At 75.7% G+C, this 16,343-nt stretch carries 13 protein-coding genes; 10 read left to right on the forward strand and 3 right to left on the reverse strand.

Annotated features, from left to right (window positions below; all coding sequences use genetic code 11):
* The first annotated feature begins 27 nt into the window (after positions 1-27).
* Positions 28-3,795, forward strand: a complete 3,768-nt coding sequence (locus AB0J00_RS11570; RefSeq protein WP_357744200.1) for an ABC transporter ATP-binding protein — start codon at positions 28-30, stop codon at positions 3,793-3,795.
* Here the strand turns inward: AB0J00_RS11570 and AB0J00_RS11575 are convergent.
* On the reverse strand, positions 3,735-4,742 hold the full coding sequence (locus AB0J00_RS11575) for a DMT family transporter (RefSeq protein WP_357744202.1): 1,008 nt from the start codon (positions 4,740-4,742) through the stop codon (positions 3,735-3,737). The genes AB0J00_RS11570 and AB0J00_RS11575 overlap by 61 nt on opposite strands.
* A 66-nt stretch (positions 4,743-4,808) precedes the next feature.
* Between AB0J00_RS11575 and AB0J00_RS11580 the strand changes: the two genes are divergently transcribed.
* The 9 genes from AB0J00_RS11580 (at position 4,809) to nadA (ending at position 14,253) form a co-directional block, all read left to right on the forward strand.
* Positions 4,809-6,278 carry a PLP-dependent aminotransferase family protein gene (locus AB0J00_RS11580; RefSeq protein ID WP_357744204.1) on the forward strand — a complete coding sequence of 490 codons (1,470 nt, stop codon included), beginning with the start codon at positions 4,809-4,811 and terminating at the stop codon, positions 6,276-6,278.
* 72 nt (positions 6,279-6,350) lie between these two features.
* The gene (locus tag AB0J00_RS11585) at positions 6,351-6,833 is read left to right on the forward strand and encodes a GNAT family N-acetyltransferase (RefSeq protein ID WP_357744206.1); all 483 of its coding nucleotides are present in this window, start codon (positions 6,351-6,353) and stop codon (positions 6,831-6,833) included.
* A gap of 37 nt (positions 6,834-6,870) precedes the next feature.
* A complete protein-coding gene (locus AB0J00_RS11590; protein WP_357744208.1) occupies positions 6,871-7,983 on the forward strand; it encodes an L-dopachrome tautomerase-related protein in 1,113 nt (370 codons plus the stop codon).
* A gap of 65 nt (positions 7,984-8,048) precedes the next feature.
* Entirely contained in the window at positions 8,049-9,329 is a 1,281-nt protein-coding gene (locus AB0J00_RS11595) for a Nif3-like dinuclear metal center hexameric protein (protein WP_357744210.1), read from the forward strand.
* 34 nt (positions 9,330-9,363) lie between these two features.
* Positions 9,364-9,654 (forward strand): DUF3311 domain-containing protein, encoded by a 291-nt coding sequence (locus AB0J00_RS11600; protein WP_357744212.1) that lies wholly within the window; start codon positions 9,364-9,366, stop codon positions 9,652-9,654.
* Positions 9,651-11,288: a monocarboxylate uptake permease MctP gene (gene mctP / locus AB0J00_RS11605; protein ID WP_357744214.1), complete on the forward strand. Its 1,638-nt coding sequence runs from the start codon at positions 9,651-9,653 to the stop codon at positions 11,286-11,288. Before AB0J00_RS11600 ends, mctP begins: the two co-directional genes overlap by 4 nt.
* A 55-nt stretch (positions 11,289-11,343) precedes the next feature.
* Positions 11,344-12,084: a C4-type zinc ribbon domain-containing protein gene (locus AB0J00_RS11610; protein ID WP_357744216.1), complete on the forward strand. Its 741-nt coding sequence runs from the start codon at positions 11,344-11,346 to the stop codon at positions 12,082-12,084.
* Positions 12,081-13,172, forward strand: coding sequence for a bifunctional RNase H/acid phosphatase (locus tag AB0J00_RS11615; RefSeq protein ID WP_357744218.1), 1,092 nt, complete (start codon positions 12,081-12,083; stop codon positions 13,170-13,172). Before AB0J00_RS11610 ends, AB0J00_RS11615 begins: the two co-directional genes overlap by 4 nt.
* Before the next feature lie 55 nt (positions 13,173-13,227).
* The gene (gene nadA, locus AB0J00_RS11620; protein WP_357744220.1) at positions 13,228-14,253 is read left to right on the forward strand and encodes a quinolinate synthase NadA; all 1,026 of its coding nucleotides are present in this window, start codon (positions 13,228-13,230) and stop codon (positions 14,251-14,253) included.
* 27 nt (positions 14,254-14,280) lie between these two features.
* Here the strand turns inward: nadA and AB0J00_RS11625 are convergent, their stop codons facing one another.
* Positions 14,281-15,522, reverse strand: a complete 1,242-nt coding sequence (locus AB0J00_RS11625; RefSeq protein WP_357744222.1) for an SLC13 family permease — start codon at positions 15,520-15,522, stop codon at positions 14,281-14,283.
* A gap of 5 nt (positions 15,523-15,527) precedes the next feature.
* Positions 15,528-16,283: a sulfite exporter TauE/SafE family protein gene (locus AB0J00_RS11630; protein ID WP_357744224.1), complete on the reverse strand. Its 756-nt coding sequence runs from the start codon at positions 16,281-16,283 to the stop codon at positions 15,528-15,530.
* Positions 16,284-16,343: the final 60 nt, after the last annotated feature.

The raw sequence follows: 16,343 nt of genomic DNA on the forward strand, positions 1-16,343 counted from the left end.
GGACGGCGTGCCGACCCCCGACGCCGCGTGACCGCCACCGCCGAGCGCAGGTCCACCGGCGAGCGGGCAGGGGGCGACCGGCCCGCCGAGGGCGGGTGGCTCAAGCGGCTGGTCGGCTACTGCCTGCGCCACCGCGCCGACCTGTACGGCGCGTTCGCCGCCGCGCTGGTCGGGTCGGTGATCGCCGCGGTGGTGCCGCTGCTGACCCGCGCGGTGGTCGACCGGGTCGTCGACGCCGCCGACTCCGGGCGGGCCGCGCAGGTCACCCCGTTCGTCGTCGCGCTGGTGCTGGCCGGGGTGCTGCGGTTCGGGGCGGGCTTCGTCCGCCGGTACCTCGCCGGGCGGCTGAGCCTCGACGTCCAGATGGACCTGCGCAACGACGTCCAGGCGGCGCTGTCCCGGCTCGACGGGCCGGGGCAGGACCGGCTGCAGACCGGTCAGACGGTGAGCCGCTCGATCAGCGACGTCACCCTCGTGCAGGGGCTGCTGGCCTTCCTGCCGAACCTGACCGGCAACGCGTTGCTGTTCGTCGTCTCGCTGGTCGTGATGGCCTGGCTGTCGCCGCTGCTCACGGTGGTCGCGCTGGCCGTCGGCCCGGCGCTGTGGTGGCTGGGGCTGCGATCCCGGCGCGACCTGTTCCCGGCGAACTGGGCCGCCCAGCAGCAGGCCGGCGTGCTGGCCGGCGACGTCGAGGCCGCGGTCAGCGGCGTGCGGGTGGTCAAGGGCTTCGGCCAGGAGGAGCGCGAGCTCGACCGGGTCGACGACGGCGCCCGGCGGCTCTACGGCATGCGGATGCGCGTCGTCCGCTTCACCTCCCGCTACAACCCGCTGCTGCAGACGGTGCCGGCGCTGGGGCAGGTCGGCGTGCTGGCGCTGGGCGGGTGGCTGGCGCTGCGCGGCTCGATCAGCCTCGGCACCTTCCTCGCCTTCGCCAGCTACCTGGCCGCGCTGGTCTCCCCGGTCCGCCAGCTCGCCGCCGTGCTCACCATCGGCCAGCAGGCCCGGGCCGGTGTCGAGCGGGTGCTGGAGGTCATCGACGCGCGGCCGGAGATCGTCGGCGGCCCGCGCGCGCTGCCCGCGGGCCCGCTGACCGTCGAGCTGGACGACGTCGTGTTCGGCCACGGCGGGGGCCGGGCGGTGCTCGACGGCATCTCGCTGCGGATCGCGCCGGGGGAGACCCTCGCGCTGGTCGGCACCTCCGGGTCGGGCAAGTCCAGCGTGGTCACGCTGCTGCCGCGGTTCTACGACGTCCGCTCCGGCGCGGTGCGGATCGGCGGTGTCGACGTCCGGGAGCTCGAGCTCGACGGGCTGCGGCGCTCGCTCGGCGTCGTGTTCGAGGACAGCTTCCTGTTCTCCGACACCGTGCGCGCCAACATCGCCTTCGGCCGGCCCGACGCCAGTGACGCGGAGGTGGAGGCTGCCGCGCGGGCGGCGCAGGCCGACGGCTTCATCCGCGAGCTGCCCGACGGTTACGGCACCGTGGTGGGAGAGCAGGGGCTCACCCTGTCCGGCGGGCAGCGGCAGCGGGTCGCGCTGGCCCGGGCGCTGCTCACGGACCCGCGGGTGCTGGTGCTCGACGACGCCACCTCGGCGGTCGACGCCCGGGTGGAGGCGCGCATCCACGAGGCGCTGCGCGCCGAGGTGCGCGACCGGACGACGCTGCTGGTGGCCCACCGCCGGTCCACCCTCGCGCTGGCCGACCGGGTCGCGGTGCTCGACGGCGGACGGGTCGTCGACGTGGGCACCGCCGCCGAGCTGGAGGCGCGGTCAGCGCTGTTCCGGCTGCTGCTGTCCGGCGAGGCCGACGAGGCCGGTGAACTGCCCCCGCTGGACCCGGCGCCACCGGGCGGGGTCACCCCGGCGGCCTGGCCGGCGGTCGAGCGCAGCGCGGACGACGACGGCCCGCTGCGCGGCGTGGCCGCCTCGATCGGCGGCCGCGGCGCGGCCATGGCAGCGGCCGCGCCGACCCCGCAGCTGCGCGAGCTGGTGGCCGCGCTGCCGCCGGCCGACGACGACCCGCTCGTGCCCGCCGACCGGGCCCGCGCGGCCGACCGGGCGTTCGGCCTGCGCCGGCTCGTCCGGCCGTTCCGCTGGGTGCTCGCGCTGGCCGTCGTGCTCGTCGCGCTGGACACCGTCGCGGGCCTGGCGATCCCGGCGCTGGTCCGGGAGGGCGTCGACCGGGGCATCGAGCAGCGGTCGACGCAGCTGCTGCTGGGCATCGCCGGGGTGGCGCTGCTGGTCGTGCTCGCCGACTGGGCGGTGATGGTCGGCTCCACCTGGCTGACCGGCCGGACCGGTGAGCGGCTGCTCTACACGCTGCGGGTGAAGACGTTCTCCCAGCTGCAGCGGCTGGGCCTGGACTACTACGAGCGCGAGCTCGGCGGCCGGATCATGACCCGGATGACGACGGACGTCGACGCGCTGTCGGCGTTCCTGCAGACCGGTCTCACCACCGCGCTGGTGAGCGCGCTGACGCTGGTCGGCGTCCTGGTCGCGCTGTTCCTCTACGACGTCGAGCTGGCCTGGGTGCTGGCTGCCTCGCTGCCGGTGCTGGTGGTGGCCACCGTCTGGTTCCGGTCGCGGTCGGTGCCGGCCTACACCGAGGCGCGGGAGCGGGTCAGCGCCGTCAACGCCCGGCTGCAGGAGGACGTCGCCGGCGTGCGGGTCACCCAGGCGTTCGTCCGCGAGGGCCGCTCCACCGAGGTGTTCCGCGGGTACGCGCAGGCCTACCGCGACGTCCGGCTGCGCGCCCAGCGCTACATCGCCACGTACTTCCCGTTCGTGGAGTTCCTCTCCGAGGTCGCCGCGGCCGCGGTGCTCGCGGTGGGCGCGTCCCGGCTGTCCAGCGGCACCATCACCGCCGGCGTCCTCATCGCCTTCCTGCTCTACGTCGACTCGTTCTTCTCCCCGGTGCAGCAGCTGTCGCAGGTGTTCGACAGCTACCAGCAGGCGTCGGTCGGCCTGCGCCGGCTGCGCGACCTGCTGCACCTGCCCACCTCCACCCCCCAGGCCGACGACCCCCGCCCGGTGGGCCGGCTGCGCGGCGAGGTGCGGCTGGCCGGCGTCACGTTCGCCTACACCGGGGCGCCGGCCCCCGCGCTGCGCGACGTCTCGCTCACCGTCGCGCCGGGCGAGACCGTCGCGCTGGTCGGCGAGACCGGCGCCGGCAAGTCGACCGTGGTCAAGCTGGTCGCCCGGTTCTACGACCCGACCAGCGGCGCGGTGTGCGTCGACGGTGCGGACCTGCGCACCCTCGACCTGCCCGGCTACCGGCACCGGCTGGGCGTCGTCCCGCAGGAGGCGTACCTGTTCGAGGGCACCGTGCGCGACGCGATCGCCTACGGCCGGCCCGGCGCCACCGACGCCGAGGTGGAGGCCGCCGCCCGCGCCGTGGGCGCGCACGAGATGGTCGCCGCGCTGCCGCAGGGCTACCGCACCCGGGTGGGGGAGCGGGGCCGCTCGCTGTCGGCCGGCCAGCGGCAGCTGCTGGCGCTGGCCCGCGCCGAGCTGGTCGACCCCGACGTGCTGCTGTTCGACGAGGCGACCGCCTCGCTCGACCTCGCCACCGAGGCGCAGGTCACGCGGGCCACCGACGCGGTCGCCCGGCGCCGGACGACGCTCGTGGTGGCGCACCGCCTCACCACCGCCGCCCGCGCCGACCGGGTGGTCGTGCTCGACCACGGCCGGGTCGTCGAGGTCGGCCCGCACGACGAGCTGCTCGCGGCCGGCGGCGCCTACGCCGCGCTGTGGGAGGCGTTCACGCACGACGAGGACGCCGACCCCGTGATGCCCTGAGGCGCCAGCACCGTCTCCGCGGGGCCGGTCGCCGGCGGCCGGGCCGACAGCCCGAGGGCCAGGCCGCCGCCCACCACGGCCACCCCGAGCAGCACCGACGGGTGCGGCACGGGGCCGCCCAGCACCACCCCGGCCACTGCGGCGGCGATCGGGGCGATCCCGGTCAGCAGCCCGGCCCGCCCGGCGCCGAGCGTCCGCACCGCGCCGTACCAGAGCACGAACGCCAGGGCGGTGACCGCGACGGCGAGGAAGGCCAGCGCGAGCAGGTCCGCACCCGTCAGCCGGGTCACCGCGGTCGCGCCCTCCTGCTGCAGCCCCAGCGCGGCGAACGCGAGGGCGGCCAGCCAGGTGGTGTGCACCGAGACGCCCTGCGGGCCGAGCCGGCCGAGCACCGGCACCGCGAGCAGCGTGAACCCGGCCTCGCAGGCGAGCACGACCAGCGCCCACACCAGCCCGGTGCCATCGGTGCGGCCGAACCCCTCGACCAGGGCGGCCCCGGCGGTCACCACCCCCGCGGCGAGCAGCACGACCGGCAGCGGGCGGCGCCCCTCCAGCAGCGGCCCCACGACGGCGAGCAGCAGCGGCACGCAGGCGACCGCCACCCCGAGGACCGCGGGTTCCGCGTGCGCGGATCCCGCCACGAGGGCGAGGTTGAACACGACCAGGCCGGCGCCGGTCACCCCCAGCAGCCAGAGCCACTCGCGGCCCCGGGGCCGGACCACCCGCTGGCCGCGGGCGCGCACCACCGCCACGAGCAGGAGGCAGGCGACCGCGTACCGCAGCGCCTGACCGGTCAGCAGCGGCCCGCCGGCGAGCAACCCGGAGACGGCCACGCTGCCGCCCACCGCGGTCATGGCCAGCGAGCCGCCCAGCGTGGCCGGCCCGGCGCCCGGCACCCGGGTCGGCCGGGAGGTCGCGGTGGGAGCCGGCAGCGGGGGAGCGGGCACGGCTGTCACGCTAGGGACCAGGTGGTCCCGCCTGAAGGACCATCCACGGCGGAACGGAGTGGACCAATGGCGCGCGCTGCCGACGGCCCCGCCGGGTCGGACTTCCTGGCGCTGGACGTCTCCGGCGTCCCGGCGCGGCAGCTCACCGAGTGGCTGGTCGGCGAGGTGCGGGCGGCGATGGCGGACGGCCGGCTGCCGGTGGGGGCCCGGCTGCCGGCCACCCGGGTCCTCGCCGCGGACCTCGGGGTCTCCCGCGGGGTGGTCGTCGAGGTCTACCAACGGCTGGGCGACGAGGGGCTGGTGGCCGGGCGGGTGGGCAGCGGGACCGTGGTCACCCGCTTCGCGCCGCCGTCGCCGGCTCCCGCCGACCCGGGCGCGCCCGCCGCGGCCGCGCCCCGGTGGCCGGCGGCCGGCCCGGGCTCCCCGGTGCTCCCGCCCCCGCCCGGCGGTGCCGAGTTCGACCTGTCGCCGGGCGTCCCCGACCTCGCGGCCTTCCCCCGGGCGGCCTGGTTGCGCGCCGAGCGCAGCGTGCTGGACCGGGCGACGGCCGCCGACCTCGGTTACGGCGACCTGCGGGGCAACCCGGTGCTGCGCGGCGAGCTGTGCGCCTGGCTGGCGCGCACCCGCGGCGTGCGCACGACGCCCGACCAGGTGCTGGTGGTCGCCGGGGTGGCCCAGGCGCTCGCCCTGCTCGCCCAGGTGCTGCGCGCCCGCGGGACCACCTCGGTGGCGCTGGAGGACCCCGGGTCGCGCGGCGCGCGCGACCAGTTCGCCTGGTGGGGCATGACCACTCCCGGCGTGCCGGTGGACGACGAGGGGCTGGACGTCGCCGCGCTCACCGCGACCGGCGCCCGGGCGGTGGTGGTCACGCCGGCGCACCAGTTCCCCACCGGCGTCGTCCTCTCGTCCGCCCGCCGGCGGGCCCTGCTCGGGTGGGCGGCGGACGGCGGGCTCGTGGTGGAGGACGACTACGACGCCGAGCACCGGTACGACCGGGCGCCGGTGCCGGCGCTGCACGCCTCCGCGCCCGGGCTGGTCGCCTACACCGGGAGCACCTCGAAGAAGCTCGCCCCCGGGCTGCGGCTGGGCTGGCTGCTCGCGCCGCCGCAGCTGCAGGTCGAGCTGGTCGCCGCCCGGCACGCCAGCGACCTGGGCAGCCCCGCGCTGCCGCAGCTGGTGCTCGCCGAGCTGCTGGCCTCGGGGGAGCTGGACCGGCACCTGCGCGCGGTGCGCACCCGCCAGCGCGCCCGCCGCGACGCCCTGCTCGCCGGGCTCCGGGCCGGCCTCGGGCCCGACCTGGGCGGGGCAGTGGTGCACGGGGTGGCCGCCGGGCTGCACCTGACGCTCACCTGGCCGGAGGGGCGGGTGGACGACCTCGAGCTGGTCGCCCGCGCCCGGGAGGCAGGCGTCGTCGTGCAGCCGCTGTCGTGGCACCGGCACCGGCCGGGCCCACCGGGTCTGGTGGTCGGGTACGCGGCGACCAGCCCCGACCGGCTGCGCGAGGCGGCCGCCCGGCTGGCCGCCGTCCTGCGCTGACCCGCGGTGATCGTGCAGGTGGTGCCGAGGACACGCCGGACCCCGGCGGGCGACGACTGCATGATCAGGGGCGTGGAGATCCGGCGGGCGGACGACGCCGACCTGGTGCAGCTCCCCGCCGTCGAGGCCGCGGCCGACGAGCTGTTCGTGCCGCTGGGCGTCACCGACCTGCCGGCGCCGGGCACCCCGGAGCAGTGGGCGCGCGCCTGGCGGGTGCTCGTCGCCGGCCGCCCGGTGCGCGGCTTCGCCGTCCTCGAGCGGCTGGACGGCGCGGTGCACCTGGAGCAGCTGTCGGTGCACCCCGCGCACGGCCGGCAGGGCCTCGGCGGCGCGCTGCTCGCGGCCGCCGTCGCCGAGGCCGGGGAGGCCGGCGCCGACCGGGTCACCCTGCTCACCTACGCCGACGTGCCGTGGAACGCGACCTGGTACGCCCGGCACGGCTTCCGCGAGCTCCACGACCTCACCCCGGGCCTGCGGGCGCTGCGCCGGCACGAGCAGGAGCTGGGGCTGGACCGGCACGGCCGCCGGGTCGCGATGGAGAAGCCGGTCACCTGAGGTTGCGATCAGCGATCAGCGGGGCACAACGGGTTGCATGACCGAGAGCCCGCAGACCGACCGCCCGCTCGGCGAGCTCGAGGTGGTGCACGCGTTCACCGACGGCCCGATGCCGACCGGCGTCTCGGTGTCGCACACCGGCCGGGTGTTCGTGAACTTCCCGAAGTGGGGCGACGACGTGACCGCCACCGTCGCCGAGATCCGCGACGGGCACGTCGTGCCGTTCCCCGGCCAGGCGTGGAACAGCCCGTCGTCCGACGACGACCGCGAGGCCTTCGTCAGCGTGCAGAGCATCGTCGTCGACCCGGCCGACCGGCTGTGGGTGCTCGACACCGGCTCACCGCTGTTCTCCCCGACCCAGGTGGGCGGGCCCAAGCTCGTCTGCGTCGACCTGACCACCGACACCGTGGTGCAGACGATCGTCTTCCCGCGCGAGGTGGCGCTGGAGACCACCTACCTCAACGACGTGCGCTTCGACCTGCGCCGGGGCGAGGCCGGCACCGCCTACATCACCGACTCCGCCGACTCGGGGGAGAACGGGATCATCGTCGTCGACCTGGCGACGGGGGAGTCGTGGCGGCGGCTGCGCGACCACCCCTCCACCAAGGCGGTCACCCCGCCGGACCTGCTGCTCATGGTCGAGGGCCGGCCGTTCCTGGAGCAGGAGAGCCCGGACGCCGAGCCGCAGCCGGTGCAGATGGGCTCGGACGGGATCGCGATCAGCGCGGACGGCGAGCGGCTCTGGTACTGCCCGCTGTCCTCGCGCCGCTGGTACAGCGTCGCCACCGACGCGCTGGCCGACCGCGGCCTGGACGACGCGGCGGTGGCCGCCACCGTCCGCGACGAGGGCGACAAGGGCAGCGCCGGTGACGGCCTGGAGACCGACGACGCGGGCAACCTCTACGCGACCGCCGGCGAGCAGAACGCGGTCCTGCGCCGCCGCCCCGACGGCACGGTCGAGACGCTCGTGCACGACCCGCGGCTGCTGTGGCCGGACACCATGTCCGTCGCCGCCGACGGCCACCTGTACGTCACCGCCAACCAGCTGCACCGGCAGGCCCGCTACGCCGGCGGCACCGACCAGCGGCGGTACCCGTACCTGCTGCTGCGGACGCCGATCGGCGCCGGGCCGGTCCGGCTCACCCGGTGAGCACGACGACCGACCCGTCCCCGATGCACCCATCCGACGCCGCCCTCCGCGACGAACCCCGGGCGATGACCAGCCTCCGCCCGCACCCGCAGTCCGAGCGCCCGGGCTCCCCGGTGCGCTCCGACGGCCCGCTCGCGACCGTGCGCCGGCTGCCCAGCCCCGGGCTGCGGCTCGGCGACGTCCTCGCCGCGCTGGACGCCCGCTACGACCCGGCGCTGGCCGAGGACGGCGACGCGGTCGGCCTGGTGTGCGGCGACCCGGAGGAGCCGGTGCGGTCGGTGCTGTTCGCCGTCGACCCCACCGCCGCGGTGGTCGACGAGGCGATCGCGGCCGGCGTGGACCTGCTGGTCACCCACCGCCCGCTGCTGCCGACCGCGGTGCACGGCGTGCCGGCCAGCGACCCGCGGGGCCGCCTGGTGCACCGGCTGGTCCGGGCCGGGGTCGCGCTGTTCACCGTGCACAGCAACGCCGACCGGGCCGCCGGCCACGGCGTCGACGACGCGCTGGCCGCGGTGCTCGGCCTGGTCGACGTCCAGCCGCTGCAGTGGGCCGCCGCGCCGGGCACCGACACGATGGTCGTCTTCGTGCCGGTGGGCAGCAGCGACCGGCTCGTCGACGCGCTCTCCGAGGCCGGCGCGGGCGTGATCGGCGACTACACCCGCTGCGTCTGGCAGACCACCGGCACCGGCACGTTCATACCCGGAGCGGGGGCCCACCCGGCGATCGGCTCGTCCGGCCACCTGGAGCGGGTCGCCGAGGTGCGGGTGGAGATGGTGGTGCCGCGCGGCCGGCGGGCCGAGGTGCTGCGGGCGCTGCACGCCTGGCACCCCTACGAGGACCCCGGCTACACGTTCTTCGAGAACGCCTCGACGCCGTCGCGGGCCGGCGTCGGCCGGGTCGGCGAGCTGCCCGAGCCGGTCTCGCTGCGCGCCTTCGCCGAGCGGGTCGCCGCCGCGCTGCCCGGGACCGCCGGGGGTGTGCGGGTGGCCGGCGACCCCGGCCGGCCGGTGCGCACGGTCGCCGTCTGCGCCGGCAACGGCGGGTCGCTGCTGGCCGACGCGGCCTCGGCCGGCGCCGACGTCCTGCTCGCCAGCGACCTGACCGACGCGGTGGCCGCCGAGGCCCACGGGGGTGCCGGGCCGGCGCTGTGTGACGTGGCACACTACGCGTCCGAGTCGCCCTGGTTGCGTGCTGCAGCGGACCTGCTGTGCCGGGACCTCGGCGGCCGGGTGGCGGTGACGGTGTCCGCCGCGCGCACCGATCCGTGGACCTGGCACGTCGCGGCCGGCACCGGGGGACACCCCGCCCAACTGCACAGAACCGAGGCCGACGTGTCGGCCGACTGATCCCGGGGGGCCTCCTCCCGGGGAGGAGGAACCCGTGTCCAGCCCCGAGGCGCCCGCGGCAGTGGCGCCGCGACGCAGCGACCGCAGTCCGTGGAACTGGCTGCTGATCGTCCCGATCGTGGTGCCGCTGCTCGTGCCGCTGTACAACCGGCGCACGCCCGAGCTGTTCGGGTGGCCGTTCTTCTACTGGATCCAGCTGGTGTTCGTCGCGCTCGGCGTGCTCAGCACCGCGCTGGTCTACCGCGCCACCCGACGGTCCCGGTCCGAGCGGGCGGCCGCAGCCGCTGCCGCCGGCGCGCCCCGCGACGGGGGCGCCGACCGGTGAAGACCAACGCGGTCGAGCTGACCATCTTCATCGTCTTCTTCCTCGCCGTGACGGTGCTGGGCTTCGTCGCCTCGCGCTGGCGGCGGGGCGCCGACCTCATGCACCTGGACGAGTGGGGTCTGGGCGGCCGGAGCTTCGGCTCCTGGATCACCTGGTTCCTCATCGGCGGCGACATCTACACCGCCTACACGTTCGTGGCGGTGCCCGCCCTGGTCTTCGGCGCGGGCGCGGCCGGCTTCTTCGCCGTCCCGTACACCGTCGTGGTCTACCCGCTGATCTTCCTGGTGGTCATCCGGCTCTGGTCGGTCAGCCACGTGCGCGGCTTCGTCACCCCGGCGGACTTCGTCCGCTCCCGGTTCGACTCCCCGACGCTGGCGCTGCTGGTGGCCATCACCGGGATCGTCGCGACGATGCCGTACATCGCCCTTCAGCTGGTCGGCATCGAGGCGGTGCTCAAGACCATGGGCGTCACCGGCGAGTGGCCGATCATCGTGGCGTTCCTGATCCTGGCGGTCTACACGTACAACTCGGGCCTGCGGGCGCCGGCGCTGATCGCCTTCGTCAAGGACATCTTGATCTACCTGACGATCATCGTGGCGGTCATCGTCATCCCCTCGAAGCTCGGCGGCTGGGACGCTGTCTTCGGGGCGGCCGACGCCAAGTTCACCGCGGCCGGGAGCGGCGGGCTCACCCTGGCCCCGGCCGGGCAGCTGCAGTACGCCACCCTCGCGCTGGGCTCGGCGCTGGCGCTGTTCCTCTACCCGCACTCGATCACCGGGGTGCTGGCGGCCAAGAACCGCGACGTGCTCAAGCGGAACATGAGCGCGCTGCCGGTCTACAGCCTGGCGCTGGGCTTCATCGCGCTGCTCGGCTTCATGGCCATCGCGGCCGGGACGACGCCGGTCGGCACCGACGCGAACACGATCGTGCCGCGGCTGTTCCAGGACATGTTCCCCAGCTGGTTCGCCGGCGTCGCCTTCGCCGCCGTCGGCATCGGCGCGCTGGTGCCCGCGGCGATCATGTCGATCGCCGCGGCGAACCTGTTCACCCGCAACATCTACAAGGAGTACCTGAAGAAGGACGCCTCCGCGGAGAACGAGGCGAAGGTCGCCAAGATCGCCTCGCTGGTCGTGAAGCTCGGCGCGGTGGCGGCGATCATCTTCATCGACCCGCAGTTCTCCATCGACCTGCAGCTGATCGGTGGCGTGATCATCCTGCAGACGCTGCCGTCGGTGGCGGTGGGGCTCTACACCCGGTGGCTGCACCGCGGTGCGCTCATCGCCGGCTGGGTGTGCGGCATGGCCGCGGGCATGCTGATGCTCTACAACGTGCCCAAGCTGGGCCCGGGCGGCGTCGTGACCAAGGCGCACTGGGGCGGGTCGAACTTCTCGCTGAGCAAGCTGGGCCTCGACACCACCTGGACCATCTACGCCGGTTTCCTGTCGCTGCTGGTCAACCTGGTGGTCGCCGTCGTCGTCACGCTGTTGCTGCGGGCGATGAAGGTCGCCGACGGCGTCGACGGGACGGCCGACACCGACTACACCGCCGAGCGGGAGGACCCCTCGGTCCGCGACCTGCCCGACCCGCTGTCGGACGAGCCGCTCTCGGGCCGGGCCCCCGCGCCGGGCAGGTGACCCGCGGGGTCCGGCTCCCGCCCGGGGGCCGGACCCCGCCGGGTAGGTTGTCGGCGTGCAGGCCGACCACTTCGAACAGCAGAAGCTGCTGGTCCTCGCTGCCGAGGACGTCGCCCTCACGCAGCTCGCCCACCGGCGCAGGACCCTCCCGGAGAACGCCGCCGTCGAGGCCGCGGTCGAGGCCGGGCGCAGCCTCACCGACGACGTCGTGCGCGCCGAGACCGAGGTCCGCGACCTGGACCGGGAGCAGAAGCGGCTGGAGTCCGACGTCGAGACGGTGCGCACGCGCGCCGCCCGCGACCAGCAGCGGATCGACTCCGGTGCGGCGACGCCGAAGGAGATCACCGGCCTGCAGCACGAGCTGGAGTCGCTGTCCCGCCGGCAGTCCGACCTCGAGGACCAGGTGCTCGAGCTGATGGAGCGCCGGGAGACCGCCGACGCGGCGCTGGCGACCGCGCAGGAGGGGCTCGCCGCCACGCAGGCCGAGCAGCAGCGCGCCGAGCAGGTGCGCGACGAGGCGCTGGCCGCCATCACCGAGGGCGAGCAGCAGCACACCGCGAAGCGGGCGGAGATCGCCGGCGGGGTGCCGGCCGACCTGCTCAAGCTGTACGACCGGGTCGCCACCCAGACCGGCAGCACCGGCGCCGCGGAGCTCAAGGCCCGCCGCTGCCAGGGCTGCCGCATCGAGTTCTACGGCGCGGAGCTGGCCTCCTACCGCAACGCCGACCCGCACACCGTGCTGCGCTGCGAGAACTGCGGCCGGATCCTGGTCCGCACCGCCGAGTCGGGCCTGTGACGAGAAGGCTCGTCATCGAGGCGGACGGCGGGTCGCGGGGCAACCCCGGTCCGGCCGGGTACGGCGCGCTGGTGCGCGACGCGGACACCGGCCGGGTGCTCGCCGAGCGCGCGGAGTCGGTCGGGCGGGCCACCAACAACGTCGCCGAGTACGGCGGCCTGGTCGCCGGGCTGCAGGCCGCGCTGGACATCGACCCGACCGCCTCGGTCGAGGTGCGGATGGACTCCAAGCTGGTCGTCGAGCAGATGTCGGGCCGCTGGCAGATCAAGCACCCGGACATGAAGAAGCTCGCCGTCACCGCGCGCAACCTCGCCCGCCAGCTCGGCTCGGTGCGCTACACCTGGGTGCCCCGGGCGCAGAACTCCGCCGCGGACGCGCTGGCCAACAGTGCGATGGACGGCAAGCCGGTGCGCCGCGACGTCGCAGCCGAGCCGGTCGTGATCGAGGACGACGTCCAGCCCGCCGAGCCCGCCCCGGTGACGACCACGGTGCTGCACCTGCTGCGGCACGGGCGCACCGAGCACACCCCCGAGCGCCGGTTCAGCGGCAGCAGCGACCTGCCGCTGTCCGCGCTGGGCGAGGCGGACGCCGCCGCGGCCGCCCGGCACCTCGGCGCCCGCGGCATCGACGTCATCGTCAGCTCGCCGCTGCAGCGCACCCGGCAGACCGCCGCCGCCGTCGCCGAGCTGCTGGGGGTGCCGGTCGAGGTCGACCGCGACCTGCGCGAGCTCGACTTCGGCGGCTGGGAGGGGCTGACCGGCGACGAGGCGCAGGCGAAGAGCCCGCTGGCCTACCGCCGCTGGCGCGAGTCGGTCGACGTCCGGACGCCCGGCGGGGAGTCGGTCACCGACGTCGCCACCCGGGTGGAGCGGGCGCGCACCCGCATCCTGGAGCGGCACGCCGGGAAGACCGTGCTCGTCGTCAGCCACGTGACGCCGATCAAGCTGCTGCTCGCCGGCGGGCTGGGCGTCGGGCCGGAGATCGTGCACCGCGTGTTCCTGGAGGCCGCGTCGCTGTCGACGGTCACCTGGTCCAGCGACGGCCGGACGTCGGTCCGGCTGGTCAACGACACGTCCCACCTGAGCTGAGTTCGCGGGGCATCATGGTGCCCGCCCGCGACAGCCCCACCTCTGGAGCCCTGCCGTGACCCTCGCCCCTGCCACGCCCGCCCTCGCCGGCGACGAGCGGACGCTCAGCCCCGCCGAGTACGAGAGCTGGGCCGCCGAGGTCCGCCGGCTCGCCGACGAACGCGGCGCCGTCGTCCTGGCGCACAACTACCAGGTGCCCGAGATCCAGGACGTCGCCCACCACACCGGCGACTCGCTGTACCTGTCCCGGGTCGCCGCGGAGACCGACGCCCGGGAGATCGTGTTCTGCGGCGTCCACTTCATGGCCGAGACGGCGAAGATCCTCTCGCCGGACAAGACCGTCCTGCTGCCCGACCACGCCGCCGGCTGCTCGCTGGCCGACTCGATCACCGCCGAGCAGCTGCGCGAGTGGAAGGCGCAGCACCCCGGTGCCGTGGTGGTCAGCTACGTGAACACGACGGCCGCGGTGAAGGCCGAGACCGACGTCTGCGTGACCTCGTCGAACGCCGCGGACGTCGTCCGCTCGATCCCGGCCGACCGGGAGATCCTGTTCTGCCCCGACCAGTTCCTCGGCGCGCACGTCAAGCGGGTCACCGGGCGGGACAACATCCGGATCTGGGCGGGGGAGTGCCACGTGCACGCCGGGATCAGCCCGTCCGACGTCCGCGCGCAGGTCGCCGCCCACCCGGACGCCGACGTCCTGGTGCACCCCGAGTGCGGCTGCACCACCTCGGTGCTGGACCTGGTCAGCCACGGCGACCTGCCGGCCGAGCGCACCCGGGTGCTGTCGACCGGCGGCATGGTCGAGGCCGCGGCCCGCACGACCGCGCCGCAGGTGCTGGTGGCCACCGAGCTCGGCATCCTGCACCAGCTGCGGGCGCTCAACAGCGGCACCCAGTTCATCCCGATGAACGACCGCGCCGCCTGCCGTTACATGAAGATGATCACGCCGGCCAAGCTGCTGCACACGCTGCGCACCGGCGAGGGCGTCGTCGACGTGCCGGCGGACGTGGCCGCGCGCGCCCGTCGCGCGGTCGAGGCGATGATCGCCATCGGCGAGCCCGGCCGCGGCGGCGAGTAGAAGGACCCCGCTGGTGGTGTCCGGCCGTCAGATCACCGTGAGCGAGAGCCAGAGCGCGGCGGTCGCGGCGGCGAGGGTGAGCGGCACGGTGGCCAGCCCGACCAGGCTGAACCGGACGCCGGTCGGCGCGTGCTCGCCCAGCACCCGCCGCCACAGCAGGTTGGCCAGCGACCCGGCGTAGGTCAGGTTCGGGCCGAGGTTGACCCCGAGCAGCACCGCGAGCACGGTCGGCACGCCGCCGGCCGCGGCCGCGGGCACCAGCGCGAGGGTGGCCGGCAGGTTGTTGACCAGGTTGGCCAGCAGCGCGGAGAGCCCGGCGACGGCCAGCAGCGCGACCAGGCTCCCGCCGTCGGGCAGCAGGTCGCGCAGCAGCGCCTCCAGCCCGTGCTGCTGCAGCACGAGCACCAGCACCGCGAGCCCGAGCACGAACAGCCCGAACGGCAGGTTGGCCCCGGCCACCAGCTCGCGCACCCGGGTGCGCCGGGTGGCCAGCTGCCGGACGGCGAGCACCGCGGCCCCCGCGGCCGCCGGCACCAGCGGCGGGACGTCGGCCAGCGACGCGGCGCCGAACGCGACGACGGTGGCGACCACCACGGCCAGCGCCAGCCGCGGCACCGGCGGGACGGCGGCCACCGGCGCGTCCACCGGGCGGCGCAGGTCCGCGGCGAACAGCCGGCGCAGCACCGCGTACTCCAGCGCGACCACCACCAGCTGGGGGAGCAGCATCAGCCCGGCGAACCGCCAGAACGACAGCCCGGTGGCGGCGACGGCGAGCAGGTTGGTCAGGTTCGACACCGGCAGCAGCAGCGATGCGGAGTTGGCCAGGTGCCCGACCGCGTAACCGTGCGGGGCCACGGGCACCCGCATCCGCCGGGCGGTGGCCAGCACCACCGGGGTGAGCAGCACGACCGTGGCGTCCAGGCTCAGCACCGCGGTGACCACCGCGGCCAGCAGGAACACCCGGCCGAGCAGCCCGGCGGCCGACCGGCCGGCCTGCCGCGCGGTCACCGCCGCCGCCCAGCTGAACAGCCCCTCCCGCTCGGCGAGCTCCGCGAGCAGGAGCACCACGACCAGGAAGCCGACGGTCGGGCCGACCTCGCGCAGCGTCCGCGCGGCGTCGTCCCAGCTCACGGCGCCGAGCGCGGTGAGCAGCACCGCGCCGGGGGCGGCGACCAGCGCCGGCGGCACCCGGTGGCCGTCGACCGCCGCGGCGAGGAGGGTCGCCGCCAGCAGCACCGCGGCCAGGGCGAGGGCGAGCGTCCCGGGCACCCCGGTCAGCCGCGGAGGAAGAGGTAGACCGACACGGCGACGCCGAAGACGACGATCAGCACCCGCAGCGGCGTGCTGGGGATGCGGGTGGCCACCTTCGCCCCGAGGAAGCCGCCGACCAGGCTGGCCGGCGCGCAGACGGCGACGTACCCCCAGGAGACGTCGGCCCAGATGCCGAAGACGACGACCGTGACCGTGGCGGTCACCAGGGACAGCGCGCTCTTCACCGCGTTGGCGAGCTTCAGCCGGCCCAGCCCCAGGCCCAGCACGCCGACCAGGATGACGCCGAGCGCGCCGCCGAAGTAGCCGCCGTAGACGGTGGCCAGGAACAGCGCCGCGTACAGCCAGACCGGGTCGCGGGCCGCACCGTCGTCCTCGCGTCGGCGCAGCCGCCGGGTGATCAGCGGCTGGAAGGCCAGCAGCACGCTGGCGCAGAACACCAGCACCGGGACGACGGTGTCGAACGCCTCCGACGGGGTGGTCAGCAGCAGCACCGACCCGGTCGCGCCGCCGAGCACCGCCGTGGCGCCGAACCTGACCAGCCTGCCGCGCTGCCCGGCGTACTCGTTGCGGAAGCCGAGCACCCCGCCGACGTAGCCGGGCCACTGGGCGACCGAGTTGGTCACGTTGGCCGGCACGGTGCCCAGCCCCAGGCCCACCAGGGTGGGGAAGAGGACCAGCGACCCGCCGCCGGCGATGGAGTTGATGCCGCCGGCGAGCAGCGCGACCCCGGCGGCGATGAGGAGGTCGGCGGCGGACACGAGGCGCGAGCCTACTGTCGGCACCCATGCGGGCGGGGACACGTGCACTGACCATGGCGG

The organism is Modestobacter sp. NPDC049651 (assembly GCF_040659695.1).
In the GTDB taxonomy this organism is placed as follows: domain Bacteria; phylum Actinomycetota; class Actinomycetes; order Mycobacteriales; family Geodermatophilaceae; genus Modestobacter.

Excerpts from the sequence above, each read along its gene's own strand:
- AB0J00_RS11580 (WP_357744204.1), top strand. The coding sequence starts at position 4,809 with ATGGCGCGCGCTGCCGACGGCCCCGCCGGGTCGGACTTCCTGGCGCTG.
- AB0J00_RS11590 (WP_357744208.1), top strand. The coding sequence starts at position 6,871 with ATGACCGAGAGCCCGCAGACCGACCGCCCGCTCGGCGAGCTCGAGGTG.
- AB0J00_RS11595 (WP_357744210.1), top strand. The coding sequence starts at position 8,049 with ATGACCAGCCTCCGCCCGCACCCGCAGTCCGAGCGCCCGGGCTCCCCG.